Consider the following 16,567-nt stretch of genomic DNA (forward strand, 5'->3'; position numbering starts at 1 on the left):
GGCCCGCGCGGGGCCCGCTGCCGACGGCATTTACAGCATAATCCCGCCGAAGATGAAACCCAGGATCACGCACAGGGTGATAGCGATAACGCCGGGGATCAGGAAGGCGTGGTTAAAGACATATTTACCAATGCGGGTTGAGCCGGTGTCGTCCATCTCCACCGCCGCCAGCAGGGTCGGGTAGGTGGGCAGGACGAACAGCGCCGAGACCGCGGCAAAGGAGGCAATCGCCGTCAGCGGGCTGACGCCCAGCAGCAGCGCGGCGGGCATCAGCGCTTTGGTGGTGGCCGCCTGCGAGTAGAGCAGCGTGGCGGCGAAGAACAGCACCACCGCCAGCAGCCACGGGTAGTTTTGCAGCAAGTCGCCGGCCACGGCCTGGATGTCGCTGATATGCGCTTTAACGAAGGTATCCCCCAGCCAGGCGACGCCGAGCACGCAGACGCAAGCGCTCATCCCGGACTTAAAGGTACTGGCATTGAGCACTTCGCCGGTGTCGATTTTGCAGGTGATGCTGATCAGGGTGGCGATGGTCAGCATAAACACCACGATCGCCTCGTTACGCGGTAGTACAGGGTTTTTGATCAGGCCGACGGTATCGCTGATGGCCGTAGCGTAGAACATCACCGCCACGATGCCGATCAGAAACAGCAGAACGGAACGTTTGGCGTGCGGCTTCAGTTCAAATACCTGGCTGCCGCGTAGACTGACTTCACCCTTGGCCAGCCGCTCCTGGTAAACAGGATCGTCTTTCAGCTCGCAGCCGAGGAAGTTGCAGACGATAGCGGTGAGCATTACCGCCAGCAGGGTGACCGGAATACAGATGGCCAACAGCATCAGGTAGCTAACGCCCAGCGGCTCCAGGATCCCGGCAAAGAACACCACCGCGGCGGAGATAGGCGAAGCGGTGATCGCTATCTGGGAGGCCACCACCGCAATCGACAGCGGACGGGACGGACGGATGCCTTGCTCTTTGGCCACTTCGGTGATCACCGGCAGCGTGGAGAAGGCGGTATGGCCAGTGCCGGCGAGCACGGTCATAAACCAGGTCACCAGCGGGGCAAGGAAGGTAATATATTTCGGGTGGCGACGCAGCATCCGTTCGGCGAGGCTGACGAGGTAATCCATCCCGCCTGCGACCTGCATGGCGGCGATAGCGGCAATCACCGCCATAATGATTTCAATAACGTCGAAGGGGATCGCACCCGGTTTAATTTGAAAAATAAGCGTCAGGACAAGGACGCCAAGGCCACCGGCAAAGCCGATACCGATGCCGCCGAGCCGGGCGCCGAGATAAATCGCCAGCAGGACAATAACCAGTTCTGCACCAAACATATATGCCTTCCTTGTTTTTTAACAAGTTGATATTGGATTGTTGTATTTTAGTAAAACTAAAAAGCAAAAAGGCATGTCATCGCTGACATGCCTTTGAATGACTATCCGGAAAGATTACTGTTCGCTTTCATCGGTATAACGCTTCGCTTTATAAGCAGGATGCATCAGGTTTTGCGCGGAGAAAATGTCATCCAGCTCCGCCGCCGTCAGCAGCCCACGCTCCAGCACCACTTCCCGCACGCTCTTCCCGGTTTCGGCGCAGATCTTGCCGACGATATCGCCATTGTGGTGGCCGATAAACGGGTTGAGGTAAGTAACGATACCGATGGAGTTATAGACGTAACCTTCGCACACCGCTTTGTTGGCGGTAATGCCGTTGACGCATTTCTCCAGCAGGTTGTAGCAGGCGTTGGTCAGAATATGGATAGATTCGAACATCGCCTGGCCGATCACTGGCTCCATTACGTTCAGCTGCAGCTGCCCGGCTTCGGAGGCCATGGTTACTGTGGTGTCGTTGCCGATCACTTTAAAGCAGACCTGGTTGACCACCTCCGGCACCACAGGGTTAACCTTCGCCGGCATAATAGAAGAACCAGCCTGCAGTTCAGGCAGGTTGATTTCGTTGAGGCCCGCGCGCGGTCCGGAAGAGAGCAGGCGCAGGTCGTTACAGATCTTGGACAGTTTCACCGCCAGGCGTTTCAGCGAGCTGTGGACCATGACGTACGCCCCGCAGTCCGAGGTGGCTTCAATCAAGTCTTCCGCCGGAACGACCGGGAGGTTGCTCACTTCCGCCAGCTTCTGTACCGCCAGCTGTTGATAACCGTCCGGGGTGTTGAGACGTGTGCCGATGGCGGTTGCGCCAAGGTTCACCTCCAGCAGCAGCTCCGCGGTGCGCAGAATGCTTTTGGTCTCTTCATTGAGCAGCACATTGAAGGCATGGAACTCCTGGCCGAGGGTCATCGGCACCGCGTCCTGCAGCTGAGTGCGGCCCATCTTGAGGATGTCCTGGAATTCTACGGCTTTCGCCTGGAAACCTTCGCCCAGTTGCTTAATCGCATCGATTAGTTTGAGGATGGAGGCATACACCGCGATGCGGAACCCGGTCGGGTAGGCATCGTTGGTGGACTGACATTTGTTAACGTGATCGTTTGGGTTCAGATACTGGTATTCACCTTTCTGGTGACCCATCAGCTCGAGGCCGATGTTCGCCAGGACTTCGTTGGTGTTCATGTTTACGGAAGTGCCGGCCCCGCCCTGGAAGACATCGACCGGGAACTGGTCCATGCATTTGCCGTTATTCAGGACTTCGTCACAGGCGGCGATAATCGCATTTGCCGCGCTTTTGGGAATGGTCTGCAGCTCCTTGTTTGCCAGCGCCGCGGCTTTCTTCACCATTACCATGCCGCGCACGAATTCTGGTATGTCGCTGATTTTGCTGTTGCTAATGTAGAAGTTTTCAATCGCTCGCAGAGTATGAACGCCGTAGTAAGCGTCCGCGGGAACTTCCCTGGTGCCCAACAGATCTTCTTCGATACGAATGTTGTTTAACATGTGAACCTTCTTTTCAAGCTGCCAATGAATTCACCAAATACACAGAATATCCAGTATTCAGTATATTTTCTGGCCGACGATTATTTCCTTAACCGGCCCGGTGCCCAAGATCATATGCTGATGATAGCGAATATCAGTAAGCTTGATCACTTATTACATCGCGGGTGTGAGAAGATTTATTAATCTGTGAAATGGGTCACCGCTTTCCTATTCCTGGAAAAAATAAGCATTTCCGCTGATTGAAAAGCCGCTCAGCATCCCCATCTTAGTGGGATGCAATCAGCAAATTGATAACTACGGGGGCCGAACTCGGTGCCTGTCGATGAAGGAGACGCCGGTGCGTTGGATTCCGTTTATTGCCTTTTTTCTTTACGTGTACATTGAGATATCGATCTTTATCCAGGTCGCGCACGTGCTGGGCGTCTTTATGACGCTGATCCTGGTGATCTTTAGCTCGGTGGTGGGGATGTCGCTGGTGCGTAACCAGGGCTTCAAAAACTTCCTGCTGATGCAGCAGAAGATGGCCGCGGGCGAGAGCCCGGCGGCGGAGATGATCAAAAGCGTCTCGCTCATTATCGCTGGCCTGCTGCTGTTGATCCCGGGGTTCTTTACCGATTTCCTCGGCCTGCTGCTGCTTTTGCCCCCGGTGCAGAAGCACCTGACGATGAAGCTGATGCCGCATTTGCGCTTCAGCCGGATGCCGGGCGGCGGCTTCAGCGCCGGGACTGGCGGTGGAGAGACCTTCGAAGGGGAATTCCAGCGCAAGGACGAACAGCGCGACCGTCTGGACCATAAGGACGATCGCCGCGATTAACGTTTATCGGCCCGGTCAGCAGACGCGACCGGGCCGCTTTCTTATTGCGCCTATACGCTGCCTGTCGCCAGCTTGCGTCTCGGTAAAAACAACCACAGCGCCGCCAGCATCACCAGCGCGTACAAACTCTTCCAGCCGACCATCGCCAGCAGCAGCAGACAGAGAATGCTGCCCACCGCCGCCAGCAGCCGATAGCGCCCGCGCAGCAAACGACAGCCCGCCAGCATGCACAGCAGATAGATCATGATGAAAATGCCGTTGGCATAGACGATCAGCGCGTCCAGATTGATATCGAGAAAATAGATACACAAGGTGCTGACCACGCAGGAGCCCAGCACGGCGTTGAGGGCGTTGCGCGGGATCTGCCGCGGCGACAGCCTCGCGAGGTAGCTCTGCGGCTTATGCTGCGCCTGCGACCAGACCAGGCGGGCGAAGCTCTGAATATAGATGTTAAGGCTGGCGAAACAGGCGAGATAGCCGATGACGCAGGCCACCCACAGCGCTTCGACGCCGAACAGGCGGACCACGATATTCGGTAAAGACGCGGCCGCCGCCATCTCCTCGCCAAACGCGTGGAAGTGCAACACCAGCACGGTACAGGCCCAGTAGACCGAGCCGGCAAGCAGCAGGCCTATCATCAGCGCGCGGGGAAAATCGCGCTCGGGATGTTTAAACTCCGAGGCGAGATGGGCAAAGGCTTCCAGCCCGACAAAGCACCAGAACATCACCGACAGCGCGGAGAAGAGCTGGCCGCGGTCGATCGCCGCCGGGGCGGGGAAGGGGATTTGCGCCGGGCTTATTCCGCCGCGCCACCAGACGGCGACGATCAGCGCGACAATCAGCACGGCAACCAGGGTCTGCAGGTTGGCGCTGGAGCTGGCGCCGCGTGAACCGACCCACCAGACGATAGCCAGGGTACCTAGCTCCGCCAGCAACAGCTGCGCATCATGCCAGCCGAACAGCGCCTGGCCGAAGCCAGTGGCGATGTGCAGCGCGGCGGGGAGCCCGACCGGGATAACCGATAAAAATAACCAGCCGGTGACGCTAGCCAGACGTGGGCCAAAGGCCATATCGACAAAGTGGGCCACGCCGCCCGCGCTGGGGAAATGGCGGCCCAGCAGGGCGAAGACGATGGCAATCGGAAAAACAAGGAGGATGAGCAACGGCCATGCCCACAGGCTGTTATCGCCAGCGACCAGCGCCGCAAGCGCCGGGACGGCGAAAACGCCAGTGCCCAGCAGTGAGGTGGAAAGCAACCCGACTCCCTGTCCCAGCCCTAACTCCTGTTTTAAACCACTCATGATTCCATCCTGCGCCAGTAAAAAGAAAGAGAGTATCACAATCGCTTTTCCTTATGACCGGTTGCCCGGTGACGCCGCTTTTTGCGTGCCAGCGCAAAGGTAAAAATTTTTTTTTAATTTTGCCCTTGAAGCCGGAAATGGCCATCCCCATCTCTCTCTGCACTAGCCGGTAAACCGCGTTCGGCCCGGCGTCACCCATAACTGATAATGACTTTCTCGAAGGAGAGCTATCAATGAGTATTCGTCCGTTACATGATCGTGTGATCGTCAAACGTAAAGAAGTTGAAACCAAATCTGCGGGCGGCATCGTTCTGACCGGTTCTGCAGCAGCTAAGTCAACGCGTGGCGAAATCATCGCTGTCGGTAAAGGCCGCATCCTGGAAAACGGGACCGTGCAGCCGCTGGACGTTAAAGTTGGTGACATCGTGATTTTCAACGATGGCTACGGCGTGAAGACTGAAAAGATCGACAACGAAGAAGTACTGATCATGTCCGAAAGCGACATCCTGGCAATTGTTGAAGCTTAATTCGCACGACCCTGAACGAATTTGAGGAATATAAGAAATGGCAGCAAAAGACGTAAAATTCGGTAACGACGCTCGTGTAAAAATGCTGCGCGGCGTAAACGTACTGGCAGATGCAGTTAAAGTGACCCTGGGCCCGAAAGGCCGTAACGTGGTTCTGGACAAATCCTTCGGCGCGCCGACCATCACCAAAGATGGCGTTTCCGTTGCTCGTGAAATCGAACTGGAAGACAAGTTTGAAAACATGGGCGCGCAGATGGTGAAAGAAGTTGCCTCTAAAGCGAACGACGCGGCAGGCGACGGTACCACCACCGCAACCGTGCTGGCGCAGGCCATTGTGAACGAAGGCCTGAAAGCTGTTGCTGCAGGCATGAACCCGATGGATCTGAAACGCGGTATCGATAAAGCGGTACTGGCTGCAGTAGAAGAGCTGAAAGCGCTGTCTGTTCCGTGCTCTGACTCCAAAGCTATCGCTCAGGTAGGTACCATCTCCGCTAACTCTGACGAAACCGTAGGTAAACTGATCGCGGAAGCGATGGACAAAGTCGGTAAAGAAGGCGTGATCACCGTTGAAGACGGTACTGGCCTGGAAGACGAACTGGACGTGGTTGAAGGTATGCAGTTCGACCGTGGCTACCTGTCCCCGTACTTCATCAACAAGCCGGACACCGGCGCCGTTGAGCTGGAAAGCCCGTTCATCCTGCTGGCTGACAAAAAAATCTCCAACATCCGCGAAATGCTGCCGGTTCTGGAAGCTGTAGCGAAAGCGGGCAAACCGCTGGTTATCATCGCTGAAGACGTTGAAGGCGAAGCGCTGGCGACCCTGGTGGTTAACACCATGCGCGGCATCGTTAAAGTGGCTGCGGTGAAAGCGCCGGGCTTCGGCGACCGTCGTAAAGCCATGCTGCAGGATATCGCTACTCTGACCGGAGGTACCGTTATCTCTGAAGAGATCGGTATGGAGCTGGAAAAAGCAACTCTGGAAGACCTGGGCCAGGCGAAACGCGTGGTTATCAATAAAGACACCACCACCATCATCGATGGCGTTGGCGAAGAGTCCGCAATCCAGGGCCGTGTTGCTCAGATCCGTAAGCAGATCGAAGAAGCAACCTCCGACTATGACCGTGAAAAACTGCAGGAACGTGTCGCTAAACTGGCTGGCGGCGTGGCAGTAATCAAAGTCGGTGCAGCTACCGAAGTTGAAATGAAAGAGAAAAAAGCACGTGTCGACGACGCCCTGCACGCAACCCGTGCTGCGGTTGAAGAAGGCGTGGTGGCTGGCGGCGGCGTAGCGCTGGTTCGCGTTGCTGCGAAACTCGCTGGCCTGACCGGTCAGAACGAAGATCAGAACGTCGGTATCAAAGTTGCGCTGCGCGCAATGGAAGCGCCGCTGCGTCAGATCGTGTCCAACGCCGGTGAAGAGCCGTCTGTTGTCGCGAACAACGTGAAAGCAGGCGACGGTAACTACGGTTACAACGCGGCAACTGAAGAATACGGCAACATGATCGACTTCGGTATCCTGGACCCAACCAAAGTAACCCGTTCTGCACTGCAGTACGCGGCTTCCGTGGCTGGCCTGATGATCACCACCGAGTGCATGGTGACCGACCTGCCGAAAGGCGACGCGCCTGATTTAGGTGCTGCTGGCGGCATGGGCGGCATGGGCGGTATGGGCGGCATGATGTAATCGTGCGCTATACAGCATAAAAAAGCAGAAACCCCTGGCCAGCAATGGCTGGGGGTTTTTCTTTTGGTGCGCTTTTTAGTATAAGGCTTATACATAAAATCATTTAAGCTGTATCAGAGCGGCAAGCACCTTCGTATCGGAAGCGACTGACAAGCGCGACCGGGTAAGGAATGAAAGCGGCTCATGCCGACGCAGTTTGAAGGATGACAGGTTTACATCCGGGCCAGTGCGTCCAGCTCATCGATCATGGGGAATAACATGCAGGTAAAATATTTAGCAGGGATTGCCGGCGCAGCCTTACTGTTAGCAGGTTGCAGTTCCAGCAATGAATTAACCTCTGCCGGCCAGAATGTGCGTTTTGTACAGGAGAAGCCGGGCGCAGAGTGTCAGCTGTTAGGGACCGCGACGGGTAAACAGAGTAACTGGCTCTCCGGCCAGAATGGCGATGAGGGTGGCTCCATGCGCGGTGCGGCTAACGCCCTGCGTAACCAGGCGGCAGCCATGGGCGGCAACGTGATTTATGGCGTCAGCAGCCCGACGCAAAATCTGTTGTCGAGCTTTGTGCCCACCGACAGCGAGATGAACGGCCAGGTATATAAGTGCCCGAACTGATGCGCGATGCCTCTCTCTGCGAGCGTAGAGAGAGGCGTGACCGGTAGAAGAGGGTCAGGCGTTAAGCTCCGCTTTCTTCTCCAGATAGAAGGCATGCAGGGGACGCAGACACTCTTCCAGGCTGAGCATTCTTCCTGGCTGGGAAGGAATAATGGTACTGAAGATTTGGCATGGCGCCAGCGCCGTGTGCATCGCCTTAAGCTTGGGGCTTTTCTCAATAAGGCGTACTACCACGCTGTTTTCCATTTCAGATAAATGTGGCGCACTGGTTTTTACCACCGCTCCGGAGACAATTTTCTTGCCTTCGTCCGTCTCGCAGCAATAGAGCACGCCCAGATAATGGGAAAACAGGTTTAGCTTCCATTCTTCCTGGGGATACTGCTGGTAATCAATATTCGGCTGAGTAGTTAAGTCGACGCTGTAGCACATTAAAAAATCCATATTTGAACTTAAATACTGGATAAGTTCCTGATCGCCGACTGTTTTTAATGCCTGTTGAATACCGATTATCAGGGCTTCAACCTGTCGGTCATCAATAGTTAACGTCTTAATTTGCTCATCCTGAAATACCAGGATCAGCGTTGACTGCGTTTCGCCAGGTTTAAGCGTAATAGACATTATACGCCGCTCAGGAGAAGGCTGTTGTATTTCAGCCATTTCTACCGTGGGGATATGGGTTACGAGTGTTTCGTTATAAGCGATAATCTCATCTTTGTAAGCCTCGCCTTTATTTTCAAGTCGCTGAAAAATTAAGGCCATTCTACTTTGCAATATCAGAAGCAGGTCGGATAATACGGGTGCCTGAAGATAGAAAATCTCACAGGTATCATTCGCTTTCTTGACCTTAAGTAACAGCGCCAGGAAACGCTCTTCAAAAGTAATTCCTGCAGTATTAAAACCAATAAACGTTCCTTGCATAATCTTCTCCTTTATTAAGCGGTAGCCATCGACTTCGATTGTGAGAGGTCAATAACGCGATCGGCTGATGCAATGGTTGATGGCCGGTGCGCGACAATAATTCGGGTGATACTTAACGCTGAAATCGACTGATTGATGACCGACTCATTTCTGAGATCCAGGTGACTAGTTGCCTCATCCATAAACAGAATACTCGGTTTACGGTACAAAGCACGAGCGATCAGGATACGCTGCTTTTGACCGCCGGAAATGCCCAGCCCCAGTTCGCCGACAATGGTTTCGTATCCCATAGCCATCTTCATGATTTCATCATGGATGTTGCAATGTTTGGCACATTCCATTACGAATTCCAAATCGGGGTTATCATCAAAACCACTGATATTATCGATAAGTGAACCTGAAAAGAGACGATCCTCCTGAAGTACGCAGGCGATACCGAGACGATAGTTATTTAAACCAATTTTTTGAATCTCCAGATTATCCGCCAGTATTTCGCCGGAGTCAGGTGAAAGCAAACCGCACATGACTTTCAACAGCGTGGTTTTGCCAACGCCAGATGGGCCAATTAGCGCGACAGACTCGCCTGGGGCAACCGTTATATTCAGATTGGTAAAAATGGGTTGTGAAAAAGGATCGTATTGATAACTCAGGTTCCTGACTTCAAGTTTCACGCCGGTGTTTGCTGTAAACACACGTCGGGATGGAAGTTCTTTTTCCGGTTCGCTAAAGGCGATTTCAGATAGACGTTCATTATGAAGCGAGAGCATACGAAGCTGCATCACCAAATCAATGAGATTCGATGCACGTTGAGAAAACTGGCCTCGATAAGCATTAAATGCCATAAACATACCGAGCGTCATCTCATTATCAATTACCATAATGGCACCCAACCACAGTACCACCACCTGATCGATAGAGGTGATAAAGGTATTAATCCCACCAAACATCATATCAAAGCGAGTTTGCTTAATACCTGCGTTACTGGCATCAACGTTAAGATTCAGCCAATGCTGCGAGCGACGTTCTTTTAAATTTAATGCTTTGATCGTGGAAATGCCATAAAGTGATTCCATAAAGTGAGAGTTAGCACGCGCCCCTTTAACGACCTGCTCTTCCGTTACGCGCCGATAAAAACTATAGGTAGCGAAGCGCATAATCGCATAGCAGGCGGTAAAGCCAATGACGACCCAGACTAACCAGCCGCCATATAATGTCAGCATGACTAACAAACCGATCGTCATTATCGAATCGATGATGCCAGTGACGATACTGTTGGTAAAAATTGAACGAATGGTATCCAGAGACGAGAAACGAGACTGGATATCACCTAAGTGTCTTTTCTCGAAAAAAGATAATGGCAAACTTGCCAAATGATCGAATAGCGTTGTTTTCCATTGAATGTTTGTCAACGTATTCAACGTCAACGACGTCCATGCTCGGAGCATGCTAATAAACGTGCGGAATAGCGTAAAAAATATTAAACCAATACAAATAACAGAGAGTAAACTTTCATCGTGCGCCATAATGACATGGTCAGTTACTAACTGTGTACCAATAGGCAACAGGAGGCCAATCGCTTCTACCACAACAGAGAAAGCAAAGATCTTAATCAGCGCCGATTTTAAACCAACAATTTTATGCATTAAATCCAGGAGTCGTAAACGGGATTTCGCCTCCTCTTGTTGGAAGTTATGATCAGGCCAGAGTTCAAGCGCAACGCCGGTAAAATTATTTGACATCTCACTGATGCCAATGATTCGTTTACCCAGCGCGGGATCGTGAATCACAAATCCGTTTTTCTTTACTTTTGTAAGGACTACATAGTGGTTCATTCCCCAGTGGATGATGCAGGGAAGCTTAAGCTGTTTTATTTCATCGAGGTCGAGCGCTAGCGCACGGTTTTTTAAACCAGCCTGCTCGGCTGTTTTGCTTAGAGACAGCAGTGAGGAGCCCTGTGAGGGGCTACCGAATCGTTGACGAAAATTAAATAAATCGATATTTAACCCATAATAACCACAGACCATCGCCAGACAGGCAACTCCACATTCCGATGATTCTGACTGTAGAATAACAGGCGTTTTGTTAACCAGAGAAAAATTTAGTTTTGCAACAATGGTTTTGAACAATTCGTTAGTCATGGATTGGCCCAGTAATGCTTTGAGTTATCTTATACACAGGGGTAAACATCCACATATAAAGTGGGCGCTCTTCGAGAAATACAACGGCTTGAGCCTTCAGTCCATTCGAAAGCGAAAGCGTTTTACCATTGTAATTAAAGGTTTTGTTTTCAATTTTGACAATGGTTTTATAGAGTGCCAGTTCCTGCTGGTTCGTTCCATTATTAACATTAGTGTATTCAGACAGTTCCTGTCGGGATGTCGGGACCGAAGATATTGAAAGTATTTTCCCCGGGAATTGCCCAAATTTATCGGATGGGAAAGCATCATAGCGGATGTTAATGACATCACCCGGTTTGACGTAAGGTATGCTATTATTAGGTAACCATAAAATAAGATAATATTCTATATCACCAGTGGGTTTGATTTGCGCTAAACTGCTGCCTTTGTCGACCATTTGTCCTTTTGTTACAGCCAGCGATTCAATGCGTCCTTCTGTGGTTGCTTTAATAATGACATTACCATTGGCATTTGATTCAACCAACTGGTTTTTGTAATCATTAATCTGGTTTTCCTGAGATGATATTTGGTTGTCAAAATCTGCCGTTTTTGTGATTTTATCGCTATTTAACTGGGTTACCTGGGATTCCAGTTGCATTTTCTGACTGACCAAAGACTGATAGGTACTCTGTTGTTGAAAGTATAATGAATGCTGATAGTTATACTGATCTTTGGTGATAAGGCCATCACGAAGATATTTATCGTAACTGGAAAGATTATCATGCATTTTCTTTAAACCAGTCTGCGCATTAACCAGCATGCGGTTAGTTTCTTTTAACGAATCATTGATGGTTTTTAGCTGTTTATCTAAAGATAAGCGAGTTTCTTCTTTATTATGAGAAAGTTTGGTGATGATATCTTCAGCGTTCGCAATCTTTTCATTAATGACTTCTATTTGCGCCGTACTGACGTTGCCTGTTGTTGTATTTCGGGAGATGTCAATTTCATATAAAGACTGTCCTTTGGCGACAAGGTCACCGACTTTTGCATATTGGGAAATAACAAACCCTTGCTGTGGCGCATAAACATTGACAGAATGAGGTAAAGTAATAACTTCCCCACGAACATCAATGCGTTGGGTAAAGGTACAAAATATTGTGGTGGTTATTAGAATGGCTAAAAAGGCAAAAGAAAGTAATGCAATAAGCCATGCTGGAAGCCCTGCTAGCAGCAAAGCCTTTCCTTTCCAGTGATGCTTTTTGTATTCGATCGCTTCCTTGCGATAGATTTTTCTTAACATAATTATCACTTACATAATGAAATGAAAAGGCCCGATATTTCAGGCCCTATTTACTTAGTAAAGAATGTCAACAAAACGTTGAGCAAACAGCTGAGGCGTAAATTAATTGCTCCAGAAGTTTAATGTGCCATCATAAACGGCATCCATTACACCTGTTGCATAATGCAGCGTCATATCCCAGCCAACGATACCCGCAGCAATACCAAAGCAGACGCCACCGAGAATAACCCCGGCAATCATTCCTACACCCTGGCCAATCGAGCCGATACCAAAGATACCGCCGCTTACGCCGCCCCAACGTCCAGCGTAACCTGTACCAAAAATCGCCCCCAGAGAGGCGCCCAGAGCGATGGCGCCTACTTCTTTAGCAGCCCAGGTCATAATATCGGTAAGAGTATCAGTCAGCGCGCCGCCAGAAATCTCTTCCATTTCAAATACAGTTAATTGATGCATGATTAGTCCTTTAACTAAAATTAAAATTATATGTTCATTCCAGACCGGAAGTTGGTCCGCAGAGAAGATAGTCGTTGCTGTAGTATGAATCAACTCAACTTAATGTGAATTATTGATGAAATTTCAGATTCATTCTGAATCTAATCTAATCTAATTATTTTATAGATTCACAAAGCAATATTAATTTTAGCAAGTTAAATTAAGTTATTATTATGGACGTGACTCAAATTGTAGTGCATTACTTTCATCCGTATATATCATAATGCTTTTGATTATGTATGGAAAAATAAAAAAGGTGGATATCATTATCCACCTTTTATGAGATTATGGTTCTCTTTATTCTTCCTGAACTACTACCTCAAGTATCGCTTTTACATGCCCGGCCGAGACTTCAGCGCTGTTGTCGCTCATTCGGTAATAATCGGCGGTAAAGTTAATTTTTTGCGATGCTTGAGCGCTGGCAATACTGTAGGTCTCTGCGTCATAAAATATAACGGGACTATTGTCTTTTTTGAAGATAATGCCAACGTTGCTTGCTGCTCCGCCTCCTGTTAGCAGATTATCGATGATGCCATTCCCCGCAGGACTGGTGCCACTAACTGGGTTAAACCAATAGTAAAGTTTATTACCAATTGAACCCGCTGGGCATGAAACGTCCATTGTGATAGTTTTCTGTGATGGGGTTGTGCCACCCCGAGGGATTGACATTAATGTATTTTTTTCAATTGTATTTAAGGTGATTTGGCTCGGTCCAGACACAGAAATATCACAGGAGGTCGCCTTATAAGAAATACTCTTGAATTTCAGAGACGCAGTCATTAACAGACGATCTGACGCCCTGGGGTTGGTGCTTAAGTTACCCGCTGAGAATTTAAATACCGGATTGGTACTGACGCCGGATGTATCAATGACAGGTTTTGTTTTTATTAACCATACTGTCATAAATCTGTAGTCATCATTCGACTTTAAAATTGGCACAATCGTAGATTGTGCTACTGCGGGTTTAATTGAACCATGCTTGCTGTCCAGAATATCTGAAAACTGAAAACTGAAAACTGAAAACCAATACCATCAATCCCCGTTTCATAGACCGGTTTTCCCATTATACCCGTGACACCAGAGACCTCGGGTGCGGATGAGGTAATGATATACTGATCACCCATTATCTTGCTGCATTCAAAGGTTTTATAGTGTCCGGTACCAACTTTTTTGGTATACAAAACTGTACCAACGGGTATTGTTGGATCCGTTGCGATTTTAGGACTTAAGTTAAATACTGCTTGCCCATCGGAACCATCATAATCGCATTTGGCAGCTGCTTCACAGCAACATAATAATATAGATAGAAAAATCAGTGTTTTTCTCATTCTTTATTGTCCTTGGTCAATATTAGCGACAAATTGTTTCGATTTGACTGATGCCAGCCGCTTTGCCTTCCCTGGCCGGTAAAGTAAAGGAAGCATTGCACTGCTGCGCCGCGCTTTTGCCCCATTGCACGTTAAGTATTCCGGTTTGCTGCAGGCCGGACATATAGACCATCCCGGCGTCGCTGACGATGCCTGGCTGTGCCTGGCTGCTCCCGGCGAGTAACACCATCGCACCATAAGGTACGTCCTGGCCGCTGGCCGTTTTCAGATGGACAAATGCGCGCTGGCCGATATTACCGGCATAATTGGCCCGCACGATGGCGCCGCGTGTCGGAACGACGCTCTGCGTGGTTTCCGGAAGCTCCATATCTTCGCCAAGCGAAGTACTATCGAGGGTGATATCGGTGCGACGATAAGGCGTGACATAAGGTACGATGGCGTAACCACGATAGTCGGTGGTGATGGTGTTATCGTTGGCCAGCTTGACGTTATCCAAACCTGGGGCCTTAACCAGTACGGCGGCATCGGTGATGTCCTGACCAAGCGTGACCCCATCGGCATGAGCGACAATGCTGCCGTTGGCGCCATAGTCTATACGCTCGCTACCGCGATCGTAGCTGTAACCGGCATTGACGCTGCCGCGGGCGCCGTTATAGGTTGCGCGCATATCGCCGCTGTAGTATTCCCGGTTGCTGTATCCTTGCTGCAGGCTCCACTCCAGGCTGTCGTTATCCAGCGCGTTACCACCGATGGAGACCGACTGATCGGTAGACCCCGGATTACTGTTGGTTAACTGATAACTGGTATAGGTGCCCGGTAGCCAGTTGCTCAGCGGCAGCGTGACGGTCAGCGAGATACGCTGATCGTCCTGGGCGTCTTTCCCGGAGTTATTCCCGCTCCAGGTATAGCGGTTATAGCTGTACCCGAGGTAATAGTTTACATTGCGGAAGCCACCGTTGTACCCCACGCTGATCGACTTGTTGGTGCGCTTATCGTCCCAGTAATCTTCAATCAATCCACTGATAGACAGACTGCCGAGGCCTTTACCCAGGCTTTGATTCAGCGTCAGATTGGTGCGGTTGCGCAGCGAGCGAGGAGTATACTTGCCATCATTAGAATAGCTATCTAACACTTCAGAGAGGGTATTAAATCCGCGGGTGGAATAGCGGTAGCCAGCGATAGTCACGTTTGTACCGGTTTCGATAATATTTTTCCCGTAACGGACACGCCATGACTGCCCAGAGGTCTTTTCGTCGTCTTTCATTTTTGACCAGGCCTGGGTGACGTCTGCCGAGGCGGCGCCAAGCTCGCCGAGGTTATAGCCGAGGCCTGTTGACAGGGCCTGATAGCGCGATGCGGCCTGCACCCCGCCATAAAGCGTCAGGCTGCTTGAGACACCGTAGGTCGCGGTAGCTTGCGTAAAGGGCGTTTCATCGACCCCGCCGTCGTAAGGACGATATTTACCAGACGTAATTTCATATTCCAGCTGATCTTCACGGACCATCACCGGCAGCGTAGCGAACGGTACGACGAACTCCTGCTTAGAACCGTCGGACTCTTCCACGGTGACGTAAAGGTCGCCGCTACCGCCGCTCGGGTACATATCGGTGATTTCAAACGCGCCAGGCGCCACGTAGGTCTGGTATACCTGGTAGCCGTTTTGTTTAATGAAGACACGGGCGTTGGTTTTGGCGATACCACGGATAATCGGCGCATAGCCGCGCATACTTTCCGGCAACATTGATGTATCGGTGGCCAGTTGAATACCGGTAAACGGTACACTGTCAAAGATGCCTGAGAGTGACGAGCTCTCGCCCATCACCAGGTTACTGTTGATGGGACGAATGCTGCGCTGCATGTAGAGATAGGCTGAGTCCCAATCACCCGCATCGCCGTTGTTTTTATTCCAGGTGCTGAGGTTACGGATACGCCATGGGCCAACGTTGAGGCCAGACTGCAGGTTCAGGCTGTAGTATTCGTCATTGGCCTGCATGTCGTTTGAGCCGCTGAACTGATAGTTCACCAGCAGGGCGTTGATGCCGTCATCAAACTGATCCGGTGGAATATATCCCTGCGCGGTGGTAGATAGTGCCGCCTGCGGAATGGATATATTCAAGCGCTGGACGGTAAAGTCGAAATCCGCTTTGGTATCCGGGATGACTGAAAGATTGGCGCAGCCGTTTTTATCCTCGACCAGTTCGGGAAAGGCTTTAACCCGTACGCCATACTCTGCCAATGTTTTCAGGCTCAAACAGGGCACCAGGGCGGGCTCTCGATTATTCCCAGTGGCACGGCTATTCGCAACAAACTTCATTGTCCTGGTATCCAGATAGCGACCATTAAACATGATATCTACCCGATAATCCCCTGGCGCCTGTGCGTTCTGCGTCTGGAAAATAGATAAGTCGGGAGTGGTTGATGGATCGCTACCATTCAATGAGCTAATGAATGAGGGATCGAAAAAGTCACGTGCTTGCGCTTTATTATTCAAACCAGAAAGCAATGCCGGAAGCATTGCGAGGAAGACCGCGGATAGTTTGAATAATCCATTATTCTTATTTGGCATAGACACATCCCTATAATGATAAAAT

General features: G+C 50.5%; 12 protein-coding genes and 1 pseudogene. 4 read left to right on the forward strand and 9 right to left on the reverse strand.

What is annotated here, in order from left to right; translation table 11 throughout:
* Positions 1-30 precede the first annotated feature (30 nt).
* Together ABLU73_RS22115 and aspA are read right to left on the reverse strand one after the other, a co-directional pair.
* Positions 31-1,332: an anaerobic C4-dicarboxylate transporter gene (locus ABLU73_RS22115; RefSeq protein ID WP_017900073.1), complete on the reverse strand. Its 1,302-nt coding sequence runs from the start codon at positions 1,330-1,332 to the stop codon at positions 31-33.
* A 114-nt stretch (positions 1,333-1,446) separates the two neighbouring features.
* Positions 1,447-2,883, reverse strand: a complete 1,437-nt coding sequence (aspA, locus tag ABLU73_RS22120; protein WP_002885424.1) for an aspartate ammonia-lyase — start codon at positions 2,881-2,883, stop codon at positions 1,447-1,449.
* A gap of 337 nt (positions 2,884-3,220) precedes the next feature.
* Between aspA and ABLU73_RS22125 the strand changes: the two genes are divergently transcribed.
* The gene (locus ABLU73_RS22125) at positions 3,221-3,697 is read left to right on the forward strand and encodes an FxsA family protein (protein ID WP_004206407.1); all 477 of its coding nucleotides are present in this window, start codon (positions 3,221-3,223) and stop codon (positions 3,695-3,697) included.
* Positions 3,698-3,747: 50 nt separating this feature from the next.
* Here the strand turns inward: ABLU73_RS22125 and yjeH are convergent, their stop codons facing one another.
* Positions 3,748-4,998 carry an L-methionine/branched-chain amino acid transporter gene (gene yjeH / locus ABLU73_RS22130; protein ID WP_004206408.1) on the reverse strand — a complete coding sequence of 417 codons (1,251 nt, stop codon included), beginning with the start codon at positions 4,996-4,998 and terminating at the stop codon, positions 3,748-3,750.
* Positions 4,999-5,231: 233 nt separating this feature from the next.
* Between yjeH and ABLU73_RS22135 the strand changes: the two genes are divergently transcribed.
* The 3 genes from ABLU73_RS22135 (at position 5,232) to ABLU73_RS22145 (ending at position 7,821) form a co-directional block, all read left to right on the forward strand.
* Positions 5,232-5,525 (forward strand): co-chaperone GroES, encoded by a 294-nt coding sequence (locus ABLU73_RS22135; RefSeq protein ID WP_004152420.1) that lies wholly within the window; start codon positions 5,232-5,234, stop codon positions 5,523-5,525.
* Between the two features lie 37 nt (positions 5,526-5,562).
* The gene (groL, locus tag ABLU73_RS22140; RefSeq protein WP_002885441.1) at positions 5,563-7,209 is read left to right on the forward strand and encodes a chaperonin GroEL; all 1,647 of its coding nucleotides are present in this window, start codon (positions 5,563-5,565) and stop codon (positions 7,207-7,209) included.
* A gap of 258 nt (positions 7,210-7,467) precedes the next feature.
* Positions 7,468-7,821 (forward strand): DUF4156 domain-containing protein, encoded by a 354-nt coding sequence (locus tag ABLU73_RS22145; RefSeq protein WP_004206410.1) that lies wholly within the window; start codon positions 7,468-7,470, stop codon positions 7,819-7,821.
* Between the two features lie 54 nt (positions 7,822-7,875).
* On the opposite strand, the gene yjeJ is transcribed toward ABLU73_RS22145, so the two are convergent.
* The 6 genes and pseudogenes from yjeJ to ABLU73_RS22175 form a co-directional block, all read right to left on the reverse strand.
* On the reverse strand, positions 7,876-8,739 hold the full coding sequence (gene yjeJ, locus ABLU73_RS22150) for a YjeJ family protein (RefSeq protein ID WP_044525175.1): 864 nt from the start codon (positions 8,737-8,739) through the stop codon (positions 7,876-7,878).
* Positions 8,740-8,753: 14 nt separating this feature from the next.
* Positions 8,754-10,877, reverse strand: coding sequence for a peptidase domain-containing ABC transporter (locus ABLU73_RS22155; protein ID WP_043519268.1), 2,124 nt, complete (start codon positions 10,875-10,877; stop codon positions 8,754-8,756).
* On the reverse strand, positions 10,870-12,156 hold the full coding sequence (locus ABLU73_RS22160) for an HlyD family secretion protein (protein WP_023291696.1): 1,287 nt from the start codon (positions 12,154-12,156) through the stop codon (positions 10,870-10,872). Before ABLU73_RS22160 ends, ABLU73_RS22155 begins: the two co-directional genes overlap by 8 nt.
* A gap of 102 nt (positions 12,157-12,258) precedes the next feature.
* Positions 12,259-12,609: a hypothetical protein gene (locus ABLU73_RS22165; protein WP_043519271.1), complete on the reverse strand. Its 351-nt coding sequence runs from the start codon at positions 12,607-12,609 to the stop codon at positions 12,259-12,261.
* 336 nt (positions 12,610-12,945) lie between these two features.
* A pseudogene (locus ABLU73_RS22170) lies at positions 12,946-13,976 on the reverse strand (fimbrial protein).
* Positions 13,977-13,998: 22 nt separating this feature from the next.
* Positions 13,999-16,542, reverse strand: a complete 2,544-nt coding sequence (locus tag ABLU73_RS22175; RefSeq protein ID WP_023291699.1) for a fimbria/pilus outer membrane usher protein — start codon at positions 16,540-16,542, stop codon at positions 13,999-14,001.
* Between the last annotated feature and the right edge of the window lie 25 nt (positions 16,543-16,567).

Origin of the sequence: Klebsiella sp. GG_Kp175 (assembly GCF_040062325.1) — a bacterium.
Lineage (GTDB): Bacteria > Pseudomonadota > Gammaproteobacteria > Enterobacterales > Enterobacteriaceae > Klebsiella > Klebsiella quasipneumoniae.

Bases quoted from the DNA above. Each gene is read 5' to 3' on its own strand.
- ABLU73_RS22160 (WP_023291696.1), bottom strand. From the start codon at position 12,156: ATGTTAAGAAAAATCTATCGCAAGGAAGCGATCGAATACAAAAAGCAT.
- ABLU73_RS22145 (WP_004206410.1), top strand. From the start codon at position 7,468: ATGCAGGTAAAATATTTAGCAGGGATTGCCGGCGCAGCCTTACTGTTA.
- groL (WP_002885441.1), top strand. From the start codon at position 5,563: ATGGCAGCAAAAGACGTAAAATTCGGTAACGACGCTCGTGTAAAAATG.
- ABLU73_RS22115 (WP_017900073.1), bottom strand. From the start codon at position 1,332: ATGTTTGGTGCAGAACTGGTTATTGTCCTGCTGGCGATTTATCTCGGC.
- ABLU73_RS22155 (WP_043519268.1), bottom strand. From the start codon at position 10,877: ATGACTAACGAATTGTTCAAAACCATTGTTGCAAAACTAAATTTTTCT.
- aspA (WP_002885424.1), bottom strand. From the start codon at position 2,883: ATGTTAAACAACATTCGTATCGAAGAAGATCTGTTGGGCACCAGGGAA.
- yjeJ (WP_044525175.1), bottom strand. From the start codon at position 8,739: ATGCAAGGAACGTTTATTGGTTTTAATACTGCAGGAATTACTTTTGAA.
- ABLU73_RS22175 (WP_023291699.1), bottom strand. From the start codon at position 16,542: ATGCCAAATAAGAATAATGGATTATTCAAACTATCCGCGGTCTTCCTC.
- ABLU73_RS22135 (WP_004152420.1), top strand. From the start codon at position 5,232: ATGAGTATTCGTCCGTTACATGATCGTGTGATCGTCAAACGTAAAGAA.
- yjeH (WP_004206408.1), bottom strand. From the start codon at position 4,998: ATGAGTGGTTTAAAACAGGAGTTAGGGCTGGGACAGGGAGTCGGGTTG.
- ABLU73_RS22165 (WP_043519271.1), bottom strand. From the start codon at position 12,609: ATGCATCAATTAACTGTATTTGAAATGGAAGAGATTTCTGGCGGCGCG.